Consider the following 15,997-nt stretch of genomic DNA (forward strand, 5'->3'; position numbering starts at 1 on the left):
GTTGCAACGCAATCGCGCGCTGACATAAAGCAGGGGCGACCGCAAGGGAACGCCCGCCATGATCGACCTCCGCCTCCGCCGCAGCGTGCTCTACATGCCGGGCTCCAACCAGCGCGCGCTGGAGAAGGCGCGCACGCTGGCCGCCGACGCCCTGATCCTCGACCTCGAGGACGCGGTGGCGCCCGAGGCCAAGGAGACGGCGCGCGAGCAGGTCTGCGCCGCGGTGCGCCAGGGCGGCTACGGCGAGCGCGAGCTGATCATCCGGGTCAACGCCCCCCAGACCCCCTGGGGCGAGGCGGATCTCCGCGCCGCGATCGAGGCCAGGCCCGACGCGATCCTGATGCCGAAGGTCTCGTCCCCGGCGGTGCTCGAGAGCATCGCCGACCGGCTGGAGGCCCTGGACGCCCCGCCGGAGATCAAGATCTGGGCGATGATCGAGACTCCGGCCTCGATCCTCAACATCCAGGCGATCGCCGCGGCGCGGCGCAACCCCGGCACCCGCCTCACCTGCTTCGTGCTCGGCACCAACGACCTCGCCAAGGACACCTGGACGCAGATCGTGCCCGGTCGCGCCCCGATGATGCCCTGGCTGATGACGGCCCTCGCCGGCGCCCGCGCCGAGGGCCTGGTCATCCTCGACGGCGTCTACAACAACTTCTCCGACGTCGAGGGCTGCCGCGAGGAATGCGAGCAGGCCCGCATCCTCGGCTTCGACGGCAAGACCCTGATCCATCCGAACCAGGTGCCGCTCGCCAACGCCGCCTTCGCGCCGACCGAGGAGGAGGTCGCGGTCGCCCGCACGGTGATCGAGATCTACGAGCGGCCCGAGAACGCCAAGCGCGGCGCGATCCAGATCAACGGCCGCATGTTCGAGCGCCAGCACATCCCGATGGCCCGCCGCTCGGTGGCCTGGGCCGAGGCGATCGCCGCCAAGGGCCAGTAATTCACGCGCCCGCGGGGCGAGTCATCCGGGCTTGACGCCCGGGTGGTTGCGGCGCACAAATTGTTGAGGAACAATTAACGCGCGATCTCCGGGGGCGCTCCCGGAGCCGCCCGCCCGGCACCACCGGGCTCGACTTGGCGCCCCGTCCGTGCCGGCGCCGCTCCCTCGATCGATCTTGCGACGGAGATGCCCATGCGCTGCGCGCCTCCCGCCTTCGAGACCATCTTCCGCATCCCCGGCGAGCACCGGCTCGAGAGCGCCGGCATGCTCGGCCGCGGCGGCCGGGTGTTCGGGATGTGCTGGTTCCACCAGGAATACGACGGCGACGACCGCCTGGTGGCCCGATACGAGACCTACGACGAGGTCGGGGCCGACGGGGCGCCGCGCTGCGGCTGGCGCCGCTACGACGAGGCCGGCCGCCTCACCCTCGGGCACGAGGTCGGCATGCGCTGGGCCGCCCTGGTCGAGAGCCTGTCGCGCCGCGAGGCCGAGACGGTGCTGCAATCCCCGCGGCAGGCGGCGGAACTCGTGCCGGCCTGAGTTCTGGCGTCTCGGCTTCGTCCCAGGCGACACTCCGTTTTATCGGCCAGCCAATCGATCTGGCGCCCACATCGACAACTCCCTGCGTCATCCCGGGGCTCGCCGACAGGCGAGAACCCGGAATCCATGACCGCCGACGCGGGAGGAAGCGGATCGCGTTCCGCCTCGGCCTGCATCGTCAGCGGCCATGGTTCCCGGGCTCCGCTTTCGCGGCCCTGGAATGACGTCGAGAATGGCGATTCTATCATCCGGCCCGACCGGGCCCGGAGCTATGCGGCGTCCTCCGCCAGTCCCGACCTACCGTGCCGGCTTCTTGGCCGCCTCGGCGGCCGGCGGCGTGATGCTGCCGGTCTGGGTCACCTTGTCCTTTGCCGCGTCGAGGCGCTTGGTCAGCGAGGCGAGGTCGCGCTGGGTGGCGGCGAGCTGCGCCTTGGCCTTGTCGCGGGTCGCGCCGAGCTGGGCGATCTCGTCGCGCGCCGCGGCGATCTTGGCCTGGCGGTCGCGCAGCTCGGCCTCGACGTCCTGGAACTGCTTGAAGCGGGCGGCGAGCGCGTCGCGCTGGCCTTCGGTCTCCGCCAGCTGGGCCCGCAGCGCGCTCTTGCCCGAGGAGGAGACGCCGTAGGCGCCCCAGCCCGACAGGGTGCCGAGGCCGAGGATGCCGGCGGCGAGGATGGCGGGATGAGGGCGGAACCGCAGGGTACGCATCGGCAGTCCTCGTCAGGTACTCGTAGGGCTGCCAGCGGCAGCCGAGGATGTCCCGAACCCGGGATCACGACTGTCCCGCAGTATGACCCGGCTTCGTTAACGCCAGCTTGCCGCGATTCGTCGCCGAAAACCTTAACGAAACGTGACGAGCCGGATCGCGTGGCCGGATCCGGGCGGATAACCCGTCCAAGGCCGCATCTTCGCCGAATTGTTAGAGCATAGATCGCCATCAGGTGACGGGCCCGGCAACGGGACGGCGGTTAACCGATTGATCCGAGCCCCGGTGATAGTCCCTCGACTTGCCGGCCGGATCCGGCGTCCGGGACGAGGTGCTGGGGCATTCCAGCGGTCGCGCCCCCTCGCCGCTCCGCAAGGCCTGCATCACATGCGCCCCGTTGACACTTGCGCTGCGTTGCAGCATCGTGATTGCTGCGTCGCACAAATCCTCACGGGCGGCGCGCGTAGCGAGAGCCAGAGGCAACGCCCATGAGCAGCACCCAGAAGCCCTTCGAGATCCCGTCCGAGATGCGCGACTTCGCCGAGAAGGGCGTCCAGAACGCCCGCACGGCGTTCGGCACCTTCCTGGGCTCCGCCCGCAAGCTCGCCGAGACCGTGCAGTCCTCGACCCAGACCTCGCAGACCGGCATGGGCGCCGCCGTGACCCGCGGCTTCGACTACACCGAGCAGCACGCCACCGCGACCTTCGACCTCGCCGAGAAGCTGGTCCGCAGCCGTGACGTCAAGGAAGCGCTGGAACTCCAGGGCGAGTACATGCGCAACCAGATGAGCGCGCTCCAGAGCCAGGCGAAGGAGTTCGCCACCCTGTCCGAGTCGATCAAGGCCGACCTGAACAAGGCCCAGGCCAAGGCGTAACCCGGCCGAGGCCCGGATTTCGTCGCGGGCGAGGCTTCGCCCCGCACCGGAAGACCGGGCCGGCCGTCGCGGCGCGGGCGAGAGACCCGCGATCCGCCGACCGCCCGCGGACGGGAGAATGTGACCGGCGGCGCGCGTCGTTGCGCCGTCGATCGGCCGCGCGGCCTCGTCCGCGCCGACCTGCCGGTGCCCCGGACGAGCCTGCCGGCGCGCCGGCTTCGCGCGTCCGCCCCCGCATCGGGCGAGGGCGGCCGCCCGCCGGGCGACGCGCCAGGGACGCGGCGCCCGCTACTCCGAGGAGGCCGAGCCATGACCACGACGCGCCGCGGCGACAGAAACCGCAAGCCACCCCGCCGCCCCCCTGTCCGGACGGCGGCACGCGCGGACGATCATGCCAAGTCGAGCAAGCCGACGGCCAGCGAGATGACCGCGGCCGAGACGACGTCCGACGAGGCGATGAGCGACGAGACCTCCGCCGAGCTGGAGCAAGCGGGGGCCGAACAGCCCGGCACCGCCCCGACCGCCGCGGCCGAGGACGCGCCGAAGGGGCCCGTCGCCGAGCCGGAGCAGGCGACCGCAGAGCCTGCCGAGGCGCCCGCCGACGAGGCCGAGACCAAGGCCGACGCGTCGTCGGACGACGCTCCAGTCGAGGCGCCCGCCGCCGAGGAGCCGGTCGCCGCGGAGGCTGTGGCTCAGGACGGATCCGTCGCTCAGGCGCCCGCGGCGGAAGCCGCTGCCTCCGAGACCGAGCAGGACCCGGCCCAGGATCCGGCACAGGACCCGGCCCCTCAGGATACCGCTCCGGCGACGGCTGAACCGCCCGTTACCGAGGCGACCGCCGACGCGTCGGACGGTCCCGGCGCCAAGGACCGGGACGAGGTCCCGCTCGCGGCGATGCAGGGTCTCATCGAGATCAACGGCCGGCTGGTGGCCTTCTTCCAGGGCGAGAGCCAAGCGGCCCTCGCCTTCTGGAAGGCCGCGCTCGCGGTCCGCACCCCGGGCGACCTCGCGCAGCTCCAGGCCGCCGAGATGAGCCGGGCCGTCGATGCGGCGCTCGCCTGCTGGCAGGACCTCGCCCGCCGGATGGGGCGCTTCCCGGCGTTCAAGGTGCCCCGCGCCCGCGCCCGCGCCGCCTGATCCGATCCGGGCCGGACTCCGTCCACGGATGCCGGCCCGGCTCCCTGCGATTTGCAAAACGCAAAGGAAACCAGGATGTTGGATGCTTGGTACGCGACCGCGATGCTCGCCATGGAATCCCAGCGGGTCATCGAACTGCGCATGGTCAAGCTCGCCTGGGGCGGCCTGGCCGGACAGGTCGAGGCGCAGAGGATGGTGAGCGAGAAGATCGGCGCGGCCCTGGAGGCGACCGGCACCCTGCTCGGCGGCGGCACGCCGGAGGCGGTGATCGACCGCTACCGCGAGCACGTCCGCAACAACGTCGAGCGCCTGTCCGCTCCGGCCGGCACCAGCGGCCACTGAGGGACCCGGCATCGATCCCGCGCGACCGGTCGCGCGGGAACGCCGACATTCATCGCGCTAGTTGATGGCGCAGAAGCCCGCGCCGGAGCCGAACACCCGGCCGGTGCACCAGGGGCGCACCGGCACCGGGGCGCGAACGGGCGCCGGGGCCGCCGCGGGCCGCACGGCCGCCACCGTGGCGCCGGTGGTCATCGGCTCCGACCCGCCCGCATCGGCCGCCGCCACGTAGGTCCGCGGCTCGGCGGCAGGCGCCCGGGCCGGCGAGGTCTCGGCCGGGGCGGCGTGGCTGCGGCTCGAGACGAAGAACACGCCGCCGCCGCCGCGCCGGCCCCGCGCCTCGGCGGGCACGGCCGCCACGATCCCGACGGCGACCAGACCGAGCATCAGACCCGTACGCATATCCGTCTTCCCCTCGCGGCCGCGAGCGGCGGCCAGATCCGGGGATGATGATGGCCCTCCGGCGTTAATCCGGCATCGCACCCGATCGGTGGCATTCGAGCGATTCGCCCGGAAAATCTCACGCCTTGCGCAGCCACAAACTGGTCTCGAAGGCGCCCGGCGGCAGGGGCAGCCGCGCGAGCACGCCGTCGAGCGGCCACCCGGTCCGGACCGCGACGTAGCGGCTGGCAAAGAGCGGAGCGTAGGCGCCGCCCTGAAGCAGCGCGCCGGCGAGCAGTTGCTCGTTGTAGCCGCGCCAGGCCCATTCCGGCGGGTAGGCGTCCGGCAGGAACACGTCGTGCAGGTGCACGATGACCCCGGAGGCGAGGCGCGGCAGCACGTCGAGGAAGAGCCGGTCGACGTCGGTGCCCGGCATCGCGACGTGGCTCGAATCGATGAACAGCACGTCGCCGGGCCCGAGGGACGCCGCCTCCTGCGCGTCCGCGGGCCCGAACAGGCGCGCCTCGTGGCGCAGGCCGAGGCCGGCGAGGGGCGCGCGGGGCGCCGGGTCGATGCAGGTGATCGCGGTCGACAGATCGCCGTCCCGGACAGCCTGCGCGAGGAAGCGGGTGGAATGGCCCGAGCCGATCTCGACGATGCGGCGGGGCCGCTCGCGGCGCACCAGCGCGTAGGCGGCAGCGGCGTCGAGGCGCGGGAACCAGTCCTGGGTGAAGCGCGCCGGCCGCTCGCCGACGAGGCCCGGCCCGCCCGCCGCGATCCGGTCGAGATCGGGGGCGTGCGCTTCGATCGCCGCCAGGACCGCCCGGAATGCGGGCTCGGCCCCGGACAAGATCGGGCGGAGGGCCGGGTAGCCCTCCGCCCGCGCCGCACCGGCGTGCCGGTACGGGATCAGGAAGCCGCCCGCCGGCAGGCCGAGCAGGGTGCGAAGACCGAGCCCGGCGCGGCGCAGGCGGCTCATCCGGCCTTGCGCACCGTCATGTCGCGCAGGTCCGGGGTGATGCCGGGGCCGTCGACGGGCGGCGGCGGCACGGCGGCGGGCGACTTCGCCTTGCTGCGCAGGGCCTCGGCGAGGCGGCCGCGCTCGAACAGCAGCACCACGCCGATCGCCAGGGCGAAGGGGACGAGCAGGTAGAACAGGCGGAAGATCAGCACGGCGGCGAGCACGTCGGTCTTCGGCAGGTCCGGCATCGCCGTGATGAAGACGAGCTCGAACACCCCGATGCCGCCCGGCGCGTTGGAGACCAGCGCCACCGAGAACGAGGCGAGGAACACCGCGAGGACCACGAGGAAGCCCGGATTGCCGGCCTCCGGCAGGGCGAAGTAGATGATGCCGGCCGCACCCAGCAGCTCGAGCGGCGCCGCGATCAGCTGGCGGGCCATGATGTTGGGGCGCGGATACTCGATCTTGAACGAGCGGATGTGCAGCGGCCGGAAGTGCAGGATCGAGCCGATGGCGTAGAGGGCGACGAAGCCGAGGAGCCCGAAGCCGACGAGGCGGGCGGTGGTCGGGCTCGCGAGCACCGGCGGCAGCAGGCTCGCGACGCGCTGCAGGAGCTCGGGCTCCAGCACCAGCACCAAGCCGCCGAGGAAGGCCGTGCCGAGGCCGAAGGTGAAGGAGCACAGTGCCACCAGCACCGCCACCTGCGCCGGCGTGAGGCCCTTCGACGTGTAGGCGCGGTAGCGCACCACGGCGCCGGAGAACACCGAGGCGCCGATGTTGTGCGACAGCGCGTAGGTGGTGAAGGAGCACACCGACACGAAGAGCCAGGAGATGCCCTTCACGCCGAGATGCAGCAGCGCGATCCGGTCGTACCAGGCGAGCGCGCCGTAGGCGACCAGGGTCGAGAGGATCGCGAGCGCGTAGCGGTGCGGCGGGATCGCCGCCAGGCTCGCCTTCACGTCGGCGAAGGACAGGCCCTTGAGCAGGTGCCACAGCAGGTAGACCGAGACCACGACGGCCCCGAGGCCGATGACCGGCCAGATGAACTCTTTGACTTTCTTCATCGCGGTCGTCGCGTCCCCAGTTCTCGCGCGCTTCTGCCCGACCCTGCGGGCGACCGCAAGGATGGCCCGTCGCGGCGGACTCCTCCTTTCATGGGATCGTGACGGTTTCGTGCCGGTCCCGCGGCGAGACGCGGTCCCGGACGCAGGGTCAGGCGCCCCTCGCGTCGAGCCAGTCGAGGAGCAGGCGCGCGACGCCCTCCGAGCCGAGATCGAGCTGGAGGAAGTGGGCGATGCCCGGCACGGTGCGGTGCTGGGCGCCGTGGTAGAGCGCAGTGCGCCACGTCGTCGCCGGCCAGATCATGCGGTCGTCGCCGCCGCCGAGGACCAGGGTCGGCACGCCCGCGAAGGCCGCCGAGAACGGCAGGAGCGGCACGTGCGCCTCGGCGAGCGCCACCGGGCTCTCGGCGGACATCCGGGCGGCGTAGTTCTGCGCCCGTTCCAGCGGCAGCCCTTCCGAGAACAGCCAGTGCCGGGCGAGCGCCACCGCCGGCTCGCGGCCGGGCAGCAGCGAGCCCGCCAGCGCCTCGACCCAGAAGCCCGCATCGGTCATCGCGATGCGCGGGCCGACGACGCCCAGGCCTTCCGGCGGCAGGGAGGCCATCAGGACGAGGCCGCGCAGCGGGACGTGGCCGAGGACGCGCTGCGCCAGCAGCCCGCCGAGCGAGTGCCCGACCAGCACCGGCGGCTCGTCCCATTGCGAGAGCGCGAGCTTCAGGTCGGCGAGGTAGTCGGCGAGCGTGCTAGCGCGCAGGTCGCGCCCGCCCTGGCTGCGGCCGTGGCCGCGCAGGCTCACCGCCGCCGCGCGGCGCCCGCGCCGGGCGAGGTGAGGCAGGAAGATCTCCTCGAACATCCAGGCGCCGCCGAAGGCGCCGTGCACGAACAGGAGCGGCGCGCCGCGGGGCTCGCCGGCGGGCTCGGCCTCGATCCATTCGAGCGCCGGGCCGTCGCCGCGCTCGATCATGCGGCGCGATACCTGAGCGCGGGGCTCGGTGACGACGGTGAAGCGGCGCCGGTCCCGCGCGTGGGCGTCGTGCATGCTCGTGCCTCTCAGCGGTCCGGCGGCCGGCCCACCAACGCATCTAATGGCCAAGCCCCGTTCGCCCAGCCGTCCGGACGGCGGAACGCCCGAATCGCGACAGCGTGGCACGACAAAGCTTGACACAAGTGAAACGGCCCGGCCCCTTCGGGACCCGACATCCCGACGGGAGACATTCGCGCCGTGAGCGACCAACCGACCGACGGACCGCGCCTGTGCCTCGACGGCTACACCCCGGTTCCGCCGACCCACGTCGCCGCCGTGGTGACCTACCTGGAGATGCGCGAGCCCCCTCCCCCGCGACCGCGCGAGCCTGTCCAGGTCGCGGCGATCGGCTCTGACGTCCCCCGCTACCGGGCGCTCTACGCCGCGATCGGCACGCCGTGGCTGTGGTTCGGCCGCTCCCGGATCGGCGACGACGCGCTGCTCGAGATCCTGGGTGATCCGGACGTCGAGGCCCTAGCCCTCGTCGCGGACGGGCGCGACATCGGCCTCCTCGAGCTCGATTGGCGCCAGCCCGGCGAGGCGCAGCTCGCCTATTTCGGCCTCGTGCCGGGGGCGGTCGGGCAGGGACTCGGGCGGCGGCTGATGGACGAGGCCGTGGCCCGCGCCTTCGCGCGCCCGATCGACCGGTTCTGGGTGCATACCTGCACCCTCGACCATCCGGGCGCGGTCGAGTTCTACCGGCGGTCGGGCTTCCGCGCTTACGCCCGGGCGATCGAGGTCGCGCCGGACCCGCGGCTCACCGGTGACCTGCCCCGCATCGCTGCCGGGCAGATCCCGTTGCTCGCGGGGTGATCCGATGCCCGGAAGATTCCTTCCGGACATCGGATCACCAGCCCGCGCGGTGAAGCCGTGGGCTTCACACGCCTGAGCGAAGCCGATTTCCGCATCGCGAAGCGATCAAGCGGAAATCGTACGAGTCGTCAGGCCCGGGCGCGGCCGAGCCCGATCGCGTCCATGCTCGCCTGGTCGCGGGCGTTCTCGGCGGCGCGCTCGCCCGAGCGCTCACGGTCGTCGAGGATCTCGACCTTCTTCAGCTCCTCGAAGGCCTCGGCGAGCGCCGCCTTGGCCTCCGCGAGCTGGACGTCGAGGTCCTCGGCCGAGCGGCGGATGTTGTCGCGGCGCTGCGCGGCCGCGCGGGCGTAGGTCGGATAGGCGAAGTGGGCCGGATCGGAGATCCCGGCCCGCTGCTCCTCCTGGCCGATCTCGCGGTCGAGATCGGCGGCCATGCGGGCGAAATCGGCGATCATCGCCTCGATTTGCGCGACTTTGCGGCGCTTCTCGTCGGCCTGGAAGCGGCGCAGCCGGATGAGCGTGTCCCGCGACTTCATTGGTACTCTACTCCCGCCAGCGGCTTGCGGCCGAGCTTCGAGCCCGCCACGCGCCGTCACGCGGCCGCGTCTGCGGACCGCGCGACCGGCCCTCACGGCCCGCCGACGATCGCGGCGAGGCGTTCGTAACCCTCGCGGATGGAGGTTGCTTCTTCCTTACCCTGCCCCAGAAAAGCCTCCAGATCCGGCATCAACCCGATCGCCTCGTCGACCTCCGGCGAGCTGCCGGGGCGGTAGGCGCCCAGCCGAATCAGCTCCTCCATGTCGGCGTAGGTCGAGAGCACCCGGCGGGCGCGGCGCACCACCGGCAGGAAGTCCGGGTCGCAGGAGCGCGGCATGGTGCGCGACACCGAGCGCAGCACATTGATCGCCGGGTAGCGCCCGCGCTCGGCGATGGCGCGCTCCATCACGATGTGGCCGTCGAGGATGCCCCGCACCGCATCGGCCACCGGCTCGTTGTGGTCGTCGCCCTCGACGAGCACGGTGAACAGGCCGGTGATCGCCCCCTCGCCGGTCCCGGGCCCGGCCCGCTCAAGGAGCCGCGGCAGCTCGGAGAACACCGTCGGGGTGTAGCCCTTGGCGGTCGGCGGCTCGCCGGCGGCGAGCCCGATGTCGCGCTGGGCCATGGCGAAGCGGGTGATCGAGTCGACCATGCACAGGACCTGCGCGCCGCAATCGCGAAAATGCTCGGCGAGCGCGAAGGTGACGTAGGCGGCGTTGCGGCGCATCAAGGCCGGCTCGTCGGAGGTGGCGACCACCACGACCGAGCGGGCGAGGCCCTCCTCGCCGAGGTCGTCCTGGAGGAATTCCTGCACCTCGCGGCCGCGCTCGCCGACGAGGCCGATCACCGCGACGTCGGCGGCGGTGTAGCGCGCCAGCATCGACAGCAGCACCGACTTGCCGACGCCGGAGCCGGCGAAGATGCCCATGCGCTGGCCCGCGCACATCGTCAGGAAGGTGTTGATGCAGCGCACCCCGAGATCGAGCGGCGGCCCGACCCGGCGCCGCGCGTGGGCCGGCGGCGGATCGGCCTGGAGGCCGTAAGCGACGGGCCCGGGCGGCAGCGGCCCCTTGCCGTCGATCGGCCGGCCGAGGGCGTCGACGACGCGGCCGAGCCAGGCGCGGCTCGGGCGGATCGCGCCGGCGCCCTCCGCCCGCACCCGGGCCGGGCAGCCGCGCCGCACGCCCTGGAGCGAGCCGAACGGCATCGCCAGGGCGTGGGGCCCGGAGAAGCCGATGATCTCGCAGGGCACCGCGGTGCCGGCGGATTCGTTCACCACGACGTCGAGCCGGCCGCCGAGCCGCATCGCCGCCACCGGGCCGGCGACCTCGATCAGGAGGCCGCGCACCGCGACCACCCGGCCGAAGGTCTCGACCTCCTCGATGCCGGACAGCGCGGCAAGGGCGGCATCGAAGCGCCCTCCCCCGGACGCGGACGCGCTCATCTCACCATCCTGTTGATACGAGGCCGTTTCCCGAACCGTGATGGCGCCATTGCCGGATTCCATCAACGATCCATTTACCCCTCTCCTTAACACTGAGGCAGATGGGATCCGCGGTGGGTGCCCGGAGGTTCTCCGGGGGCGTGGCGCGGGCGCAACATCAGGGGCGAGCCTCAATGATGCGAGTCATTTAGGCGGTCCGGCAGTGGCGGGATGCAGATATGCTACCGCGATTCGGCCGGAACGGAACGACAACCCGCAAGGGTCCGGACCATCGGCGGTTTCCTAACCGCTTGCGGGACCGGAACAGGGTTTGTTAACCGTTCGGGCATAGCGTCGCGGTTCGGAAGATAACGGGCGTCCCCCACGGGCCGGTGGGAGACGGGCGGCGGGGGCTTGCCTTAACCCTTGAGGGCCAGGGCTTGGGGACCTGAGATGCGGGTACTTCTGATCGAGGACGACAGCGCGACAGCGCAGAGCATCGAGTTGATGCTCAAGTCCGAGAACTTCAACACCTACACGACCGACCTCGGCGAGGAGGGTGTCGATCTCGGCAAGCTGTACGACTACGACATCATTCTGCTCGACCTGAACCTGCCCGACATGTCGGGCTACGAGGTTCTGCGCTCGCTGCGGGTGGCGAAGGTCAAGACCCCGATCCTGATCCTCTCCGGCATGGCCGGGATCGAGGACAAGGTGAAGGGCCTCGGCTTCGGTGCCGATGATTATCTCACCAAACCTTTCCACAAAGATGAACTGGTCGCGAGAATCCACGCGATCGTGCGCCGGTCGAAGGGCCACGCGCAGTCGGTGATCACCACCGGCGACCTGATCGTGAACCTCGACCAGAAGACGGTCGAGGTGTCGGGCTCGCGGGTGCACCTCACCGGCAAGGAGTACCAGATGCTGGAGCTCCTCAGCCTACGCAAGGGCACCACGCTGACCAAGGAGATGTTCCTGAACCATCTCTACGGCGGCATGGACGAGCCCGAGCTCAAGATCATCGACGTGTTCATCTGCAAGCTGCGCAAGAAGCTGGCGAATGCCAGCCAGGGCAAGAACTACATCGAGACGGTGTGGGGCCGCGGCTACGTGCTGCGCGAGCCGACCGAGGACGAGGGTCGTATCGCGGTCTGACCACCGGATCCGGCCCGGACGATGAAAGAACCCCGCTCCGGCGGGGTTTTTTAGTTCGTGACGGGTATTTCCGGGGGTGGCGACAGGGCGGCCGGGTGAGGCGCGGGCCTGCCGGCCTCTCCTCGATTCCCGGGCGTCGAGCGATCGACGGGAAGACGCCGGACGTGACGCTTCGTGAGCGAACCCGCCGCCTGCCGAGGCTCATCCGGCGAGAACGCGGATGCTCGTGCTCGGCGCTCCGTCTCATACGAATTCCGGACGATCAGTTCGGAATTCGTATCACGAGCCCGCGCGGCGCGTGAGCGAGACCGATTTCCGCATCGCGAAGCGATCAATCGGAAATCGTATCAGAACTCCATGTCCAGTTCCTCGATCTCCTCCGGCTCGTCCGCCGCAGCGGCGATCCAGTCGCGCATCAGGTCCCAGTCCATGATCCGGTCGCGATAGGCGGCGCAGTCCGGCGGCAGGTCGACGCCGTAGGTGACGAAGCGGGTGCAGACGGGTGCGTACATCGCGTCCGCCACCACCGGCCGCTCGCCGAACAGGTAGGGACCCCCGTGGGCCCGGAGCGCCTCCTGCCAGATCTCGACCACCCGGGCGATGTCGGCCCGGGCGCCGCCCCAGAGCTTGAAGTCGGCGTAGCGCGCCCGCAGGTTCATCGGCAGGGCCGAGCGCAGGTTGATGAAGCCGCCGTGCATCTCGCCCGAGATCGAGCGCGACCAGGAGCGGGTGGCGAGGTCCTCGGGCAGGAGCCCGGCCTCGGGGCGCACCTCCGTCAGGTACTGGGCGATGGCCAGCACGTCCCAGACCCGCACCGCGCCGTGGGTCAGCCGCGGCACCAGGAACGAGGGCGAGAGGTGCAGGAGCTCGGCCCGGCTCGCTGGATCGCCCGACAGCACCTCGACGTCGAGGTCGAGCCCGGCCATGCGGCAGAGGAGCCAGCCGCGCAGCGACCAAGACGAGTAGTTGCGGCTTGAGATCGTCAGCGTCGCCTCGGCCATCCCGTCCTCCCCGGGCCGTCATCGCGCGGCCCGTCTGCCCCTGGGTTTCCGGCCTCGCGATCCAAGACTCGTGCCGACCCAAGACTCGTGCCGATCGAAGACTCATGCCGATCGAAGACTCGTGCCGACCGGACCCCCTTGGCCGCGCCGGGACGCAATCTCCGCACAAGTCACCCGGGCCTAGACTGCGCAGGAGAAGAAACTGGCACGAGGGTCGCATCCCGCGAGCGCTGAGGGATGGCTGCCGCGTTCCGCCGAAAGTCCGGTCGCGGGGGGGACGAGCCGTGCCGTACGCTTGCCGGCGGGCCGCACCCCGCGCGAGTCCGTGAGGGAGTGCCCGGGCCGATGCTGTACGATGCCTTCGAGGTCCAGTCGGACGCCGCCGCCGCGACGCGCGCCTGGGGACGGGTGCTGCACGAGGGCACGGCGCCCTGGATGCGGGCCGGCTACGGCGCGCCGGCGACCTGGGTCGCGGCCGCCGCCCGGATGATGATGCGCGCCGGCCTCACCCATGCCCGGCCCTCCTACGGGATCGAGACGGTGGGGATCGGCAACCGCGAGGTGCCGGTGACCGAGGAGCCGGTGCTCTCCACCCCCTTCGGCACGCTGCTGCGCTTCCGCAAGGACATGGTCAGCGAGCAGCCCCGGGTGCTGGTGGTGGCGCCGCTGTCGGGCCATTTCGGCACGCTCCTGCGCGGCACCGTGCGCACGCTGCTTGCCGACCACGACGTCTACATCACCGACTGGCACAACGCCCGCGACGTGCCGCTGAGCGCCGGCCGCTTCGGCTTCGACGACTACGTCGCCCACCTGGTGCAGTTCCTGGAGGCGATCGGCGAGGGCGCCCACCTCGTGGCGGTGTGCCAGCCCGCCGTGCAGGCCCTCGCCGCCGCCGCCGTGATGGCCGAGAGCCGCAACGCGGCGCATCCGGCGAGCATGACCCTGATGGCCGGGCCGGTCGACACCCGGATCAATCCGACCAAGGTCAACGAGCTCGCGACCTCGAAGCCGATCGAGTGGTTCGAGAAGAATCTGATCGCCACCGTTCCGCGCCGCCATGCCGGGGCCGGGCGGCGCGTCTATCCGGGCTTCATGCAGGTCGGCGCCTTCATGTCGATGAACGCCGCGCGCCACATGCACGGCCATCTCGACCTGTACTGGCACCTGGCCGAGGGCGAGACCGCCAAGGCGGCGCAGATCGAGACCTTCTACGACGAGTACTTCGCAGTGCTCGACCTCGCGGCGGAGTTCTACCTCGAGACGGTCAAGACCGTGTTCCAGGACGCGACGCTGGCCCGGAACAAGCTGACCTTCCGCGGCTCACCGATCGACATGCGGGCGATCCGCAAGACCGCCCTGATGACGGTGGAGGGCGAGCGCGACGACATCTGCGCCGTCGGCCAGACGATGGCGGCGCACGACCTCTGCACCGGCCTGAAACCCTTCCGCAAGCGCCACCACCTCCAACCCGGAGTCGGCCATTACGGGGTGTTCTCCGGCCGCAAATGGGAGGGCCAGACCTACCCGCTGGTGCGCAGCTTCATCCAGGCCAACGCTTGATCCGGGCCGCCGTCCGCCTAGCTACGATGCCATCCGGCACGCGGTGCGTTTCAGTCCCGTAGCCGCTCAAATTTCGGTCAGGCGACCACTCCCCGGTTGGAAGTCGTGGCGGAGTGGTGTAAGGCCCCGATCAGGCGCATACCGTGCGCCGACAGCTTGCGCCGGGCTCCGGTGCGACCGCGATGCGACCCAAGCCCCTCCCGGTCCTCACCAGGTCCGGGCCGCGGGGCGCATTTCGGTTGGCCGGGCAGGCAGCCATCCGGGCGCGTTCCGCGCAAGGTCGGCCACGATTCTGGATTTAGACAAAAGGATAGACACCCTTGCAGGTACTCGTTCGGGACAACAACGTCGATCAGGCTCTCCGCGTCCTCAAGAAGAAGATGCAGCGCGAGGGCATCTTCCGCGAGATGAAGCAGCGCAAGGCCTACGAGAAGCCGTCGGTGCGCAAGGCCCGCGAGAAGGCGGAGGCCGTCCGCCGCGCCCGCAAGCAGGCCCGCAAGACCGCCATCCGCGAGGGCCTGATCGCCGCTCCGAAGCCGAAGCCCCGCGTCGGCGGTCCCCGCCGTCCCGGCATGGCCCCGTCGGCGCCGGCTCCCGCCGCCGCTCCGGCTGCCAACGCGTAAAGCATACGGCTTGCGCCCCGCCTCCGCGGCGGGGCACATCCCGAACCGTCGAGCCCGACGCCGCGAGGCGTGCGGGCTCTTCGCGTTGGTCAGGCCGCGGCGCCGTACGCCGCCCGCTCGGCCTCGACCAGGACGTCGAGGGGCCGCCAGGGCTTCTGCATGTAGACGGCGTGGTCCGGCACGGCCTGCGCCGCCCCCGGCCGCGAGGTCACGACGAGCCGCACGTCCGGCCAGTCCCGCTCGACCGTGCGCGCCAGGGTGGCGCCGTCGATCTCGCCGGAGAGCTGCATCTCCGTGAACAGCAGCGCGACCTCGGAGCCGTGCTCGCGCATCACCGCCAGCGCGTCGGCGGCGCTGTCGCACGCGATCACCGCGAGATCGGTCTCCTCCAGGATCGCCGCGGCGAAATCCCGGACGGACTCATCGTCCTCCACCACGACGGCGATCGGCGCGGTGGGTGCTGCTCTGCCCATGAAGCCTCCTGTTATGTTCTGAGAGTCTGGTTGATTCCCGGGTCCCCGTGAGTGCTCGGGATTGATGCGGAGCCGATCGGCCGCCCGCCGAATCGCCGCGGGATCCCCCGATACGGATGCCGGGGGAACGAGCGGAGCCGAGGGGACGGAAAACCGAGCGCGGCGTGACACGCGTGCCGGAAGAGGACGCAACTCGACGACGCGAACACGCTCGCGTGAGCATCAACGACTCAATCCTGACATTGATCCCGGCAAAAGGTCTACCTTCGCCCGGGCGATCGATGCGCCGCGCGCATGTCGCGCCCTCCCCCTGCGCGATTGCCCGCACCTTGGGCATGAGCCTTGGGCAGATGAGGAACTTTCTTGCATGGTGCGGTGCATTAACGACCTGTTCACCGTCCCAGGCAGAATGTTACCGTTCGATGAAGGCGGCGGACGAGGCACGGCC

The 15,997-nt window shown here is 71.2% G+C and carries 18 protein-coding genes; 9 read left to right on the forward strand and 9 right to left on the reverse strand.

Annotated elements, in window-relative coordinates; all coding sequences use genetic code 11:
* Positions 1-58 precede the first annotated feature (58 nt).
* The gene (locus ACS5PV_RS09740; protein ID WP_455395140.1) at positions 59-943 is read left to right on the forward strand and encodes an HpcH/HpaI aldolase/citrate lyase family protein; all 885 of its coding nucleotides are present in this window, start codon (positions 59-61) and stop codon (positions 941-943) included.
* A gap of 192 nt (positions 944-1,135) precedes the next feature.
* Positions 1,136-1,483 carry a hypothetical protein gene (locus ACS5PV_RS09745; protein WP_455395141.1) on the forward strand — a complete coding sequence of 116 codons (348 nt, stop codon included), beginning with the start codon at positions 1,136-1,138 and terminating at the stop codon, positions 1,481-1,483.
* Between the two features lie 297 nt (positions 1,484-1,780).
* Here the strand turns inward: ACS5PV_RS09745 and ACS5PV_RS09750 are convergent, their stop codons facing one another.
* Positions 1,781-2,188: a hypothetical protein gene (locus tag ACS5PV_RS09750; RefSeq protein WP_455395142.1), complete on the reverse strand. Its 408-nt coding sequence runs from the start codon at positions 2,186-2,188 to the stop codon at positions 1,781-1,783.
* Positions 2,189-2,674: 486 nt separating this feature from the next.
* On the opposite strand from ACS5PV_RS09750, the gene ACS5PV_RS09755 reads away from it, so the two are divergent.
* The 3 genes from ACS5PV_RS09755 to ACS5PV_RS09765 all read left to right on the forward strand — a co-directional run bounded on the left by ACS5PV_RS09755 (position 2,675) and on the right by ACS5PV_RS09765 (position 4,540).
* A complete protein-coding gene (locus ACS5PV_RS09755; protein WP_455395143.1) occupies positions 2,675-3,061 on the forward strand; it encodes a phasin in 387 nt (128 codons plus the stop codon).
* A 309-nt stretch (positions 3,062-3,370) separates the two neighbouring features.
* Complete coding sequence (locus ACS5PV_RS09760) at positions 3,371-4,198, forward strand: phasin family protein (protein ID WP_455395144.1); 828 nt, start codon at positions 3,371-3,373, stop codon at positions 4,196-4,198.
* A gap of 75 nt (positions 4,199-4,273) precedes the next feature.
* Positions 4,274-4,540 (forward strand): hypothetical protein, encoded by a 267-nt coding sequence (locus ACS5PV_RS09765; protein ID WP_455395145.1) that lies wholly within the window; start codon positions 4,274-4,276, stop codon positions 4,538-4,540.
* 57 nt (positions 4,541-4,597) lie between these two features.
* Here the strand turns inward: ACS5PV_RS09765 and ACS5PV_RS09770 are convergent, their stop codons facing one another.
* The 4 genes from ACS5PV_RS09770 to ACS5PV_RS09785 form a co-directional block, all read right to left on the reverse strand.
* Positions 4,598-4,939, reverse strand: a complete 342-nt coding sequence (locus tag ACS5PV_RS09770) for a hypothetical protein (protein WP_455395146.1) — start codon at positions 4,937-4,939, stop codon at positions 4,598-4,600.
* A gap of 118 nt (positions 4,940-5,057) precedes the next feature.
* Positions 5,058-5,897 (reverse strand): class I SAM-dependent methyltransferase, encoded by an 840-nt coding sequence (locus ACS5PV_RS09775; RefSeq protein ID WP_455395147.1) that lies wholly within the window; start codon positions 5,895-5,897, stop codon positions 5,058-5,060.
* Complete coding sequence (locus tag ACS5PV_RS09780; protein ID WP_455395148.1) at positions 5,894-6,943, reverse strand: lysylphosphatidylglycerol synthase domain-containing protein; 1,050 nt, start codon at positions 6,941-6,943, stop codon at positions 5,894-5,896. The genes ACS5PV_RS09775 and ACS5PV_RS09780 overlap by 4 nt, the downstream gene beginning before the upstream one ends.
* A 148-nt stretch (positions 6,944-7,091) precedes the next feature.
* Entirely contained in the window at positions 7,092-7,979 is an 888-nt protein-coding gene (locus tag ACS5PV_RS09785; RefSeq protein WP_455395149.1) for an alpha/beta hydrolase, read from the reverse strand.
* A gap of 183 nt (positions 7,980-8,162) precedes the next feature.
* Between ACS5PV_RS09785 and ACS5PV_RS09790 the strand changes: the two genes are divergently transcribed.
* The gene (locus ACS5PV_RS09790) at positions 8,163-8,777 is read left to right on the forward strand and encodes a GNAT family N-acetyltransferase (protein WP_455395150.1); all 615 of its coding nucleotides are present in this window, start codon (positions 8,163-8,165) and stop codon (positions 8,775-8,777) included.
* A gap of 128 nt (positions 8,778-8,905) precedes the next feature.
* On the opposite strand, the gene fliJ is transcribed toward ACS5PV_RS09790, so the two are convergent.
* Together fliJ and fliI are read right to left on the reverse strand one after the other, a co-directional pair.
* The gene (gene fliJ, locus ACS5PV_RS09795) at positions 8,906-9,313 is read right to left on the reverse strand and encodes a flagellar export protein FliJ (RefSeq protein WP_455395151.1); all 408 of its coding nucleotides are present in this window, start codon (positions 9,311-9,313) and stop codon (positions 8,906-8,908) included.
* Positions 9,314-9,405: 92 nt separating this feature from the next.
* Complete coding sequence (fliI, locus tag ACS5PV_RS09800) at positions 9,406-10,758, reverse strand: flagellar protein export ATPase FliI (RefSeq protein ID WP_455395152.1); 1,353 nt, start codon at positions 10,756-10,758, stop codon at positions 9,406-9,408.
* A gap of 432 nt (positions 10,759-11,190) precedes the next feature.
* Here fliI and ctrA point away from each other — a divergent pair, with 432 nt between their 5' ends.
* Positions 11,191-11,892, forward strand: a complete 702-nt coding sequence (gene ctrA, locus ACS5PV_RS09805; RefSeq protein WP_455395153.1) for a response regulator transcription factor CtrA — start codon at positions 11,191-11,193, stop codon at positions 11,890-11,892.
* A gap of 347 nt (positions 11,893-12,239) precedes the next feature.
* On the opposite strand, the gene ACS5PV_RS09810 is transcribed toward ctrA, so the two are convergent.
* On the reverse strand, positions 12,240-12,893 hold the full coding sequence (locus ACS5PV_RS09810; RefSeq protein WP_455395154.1) for a glutathione S-transferase family protein: 654 nt from the start codon (positions 12,891-12,893) through the stop codon (positions 12,240-12,242).
* 345 nt (positions 12,894-13,238) lie between these two features.
* On the opposite strand from ACS5PV_RS09810, the gene ACS5PV_RS09815 reads away from it, so the two are divergent.
* Together ACS5PV_RS09815 and rpsU are read left to right on the forward strand one after the other, a co-directional pair.
* Complete coding sequence (locus tag ACS5PV_RS09815) at positions 13,239-14,453, forward strand: polyhydroxyalkanoate depolymerase (RefSeq protein WP_455395155.1); 1,215 nt, start codon at positions 13,239-13,241, stop codon at positions 14,451-14,453.
* A 320-nt stretch (positions 14,454-14,773) separates the two neighbouring features.
* On the forward strand, positions 14,774-15,076 hold the full coding sequence (rpsU, locus tag ACS5PV_RS09820) for a 30S ribosomal protein S21 (RefSeq protein ID WP_455395156.1): 303 nt from the start codon (positions 14,774-14,776) through the stop codon (positions 15,074-15,076).
* Positions 15,077-15,165: 89 nt separating this feature from the next.
* On the opposite strand, the gene ACS5PV_RS09825 is transcribed toward rpsU, so the two are convergent.
* Positions 15,166-15,549 carry a response regulator gene (locus tag ACS5PV_RS09825; RefSeq protein WP_455395157.1) on the reverse strand — a complete coding sequence of 128 codons (384 nt, stop codon included), beginning with the start codon at positions 15,547-15,549 and terminating at the stop codon, positions 15,166-15,168.
* Between the last annotated feature and the right edge of the window lie 448 nt (positions 15,550-15,997).

This window comes from Methylobacterium sp. Gmos1, from assembly GCF_053764715.1.

Excerpts from the sequence above, each read along its gene's own strand:
- ACS5PV_RS09740 (WP_455395140.1), top strand. The coding sequence starts at position 59 with ATGATCGACCTCCGCCTCCGCCGCAGCGTGCTCTACATGCCGGGCTCC.
- ACS5PV_RS09745 (WP_455395141.1), top strand. The coding sequence starts at position 1,136 with ATGCGCTGCGCGCCTCCCGCCTTCGAGACCATCTTCCGCATCCCCGGC.
- ACS5PV_RS09750 (WP_455395142.1), bottom strand. The coding sequence starts at position 2,188 with ATGCGTACCCTGCGGTTCCGCCCTCATCCCGCCATCCTCGCCGCCGGC.
- ACS5PV_RS09755 (WP_455395143.1), top strand. The coding sequence starts at position 2,675 with ATGAGCAGCACCCAGAAGCCCTTCGAGATCCCGTCCGAGATGCGCGAC.
- ACS5PV_RS09760 (WP_455395144.1), top strand. The coding sequence starts at position 3,371 with ATGACCACGACGCGCCGCGGCGACAGAAACCGCAAGCCACCCCGCCGC.
- ACS5PV_RS09765 (WP_455395145.1), top strand. The coding sequence starts at position 4,274 with ATGTTGGATGCTTGGTACGCGACCGCGATGCTCGCCATGGAATCCCAG.
- ACS5PV_RS09770 (WP_455395146.1), bottom strand. The coding sequence starts at position 4,939 with ATGCGTACGGGTCTGATGCTCGGTCTGGTCGCCGTCGGGATCGTGGCG.
- ACS5PV_RS09775 (WP_455395147.1), bottom strand. The coding sequence starts at position 5,897 with ATGAGCCGCCTGCGCCGCGCCGGGCTCGGTCTTCGCACCCTGCTCGGC.
- ACS5PV_RS09780 (WP_455395148.1), bottom strand. The coding sequence starts at position 6,943 with ATGAAGAAAGTCAAAGAGTTCATCTGGCCGGTCATCGGCCTCGGGGCC.
- ACS5PV_RS09785 (WP_455395149.1), bottom strand. The coding sequence starts at position 7,979 with ATGCACGACGCCCACGCGCGGGACCGGCGCCGCTTCACCGTCGTCACC.
- fliJ (WP_455395151.1), bottom strand. The coding sequence starts at position 9,313 with ATGAAGTCGCGGGACACGCTCATCCGGCTGCGCCGCTTCCAGGCCGAC.
- fliI (WP_455395152.1), bottom strand. The coding sequence starts at position 10,758 with ATGAGCGCGTCCGCGTCCGGGGGAGGGCGCTTCGATGCCGCCCTTGCC.
- ctrA (WP_455395153.1), top strand. The coding sequence starts at position 11,191 with ATGCGGGTACTTCTGATCGAGGACGACAGCGCGACAGCGCAGAGCATC.
- ACS5PV_RS09810 (WP_455395154.1), bottom strand. The coding sequence starts at position 12,893 with ATGGCCGAGGCGACGCTGACGATCTCAAGCCGCAACTACTCGTCTTGG.
- ACS5PV_RS09815 (WP_455395155.1), top strand. The coding sequence starts at position 13,239 with ATGCTGTACGATGCCTTCGAGGTCCAGTCGGACGCCGCCGCCGCGACG.
- ACS5PV_RS09825 (WP_455395157.1), bottom strand. The coding sequence starts at position 15,549 with ATGGGCAGAGCAGCACCCACCGCGCCGATCGCCGTCGTGGTGGAGGAC.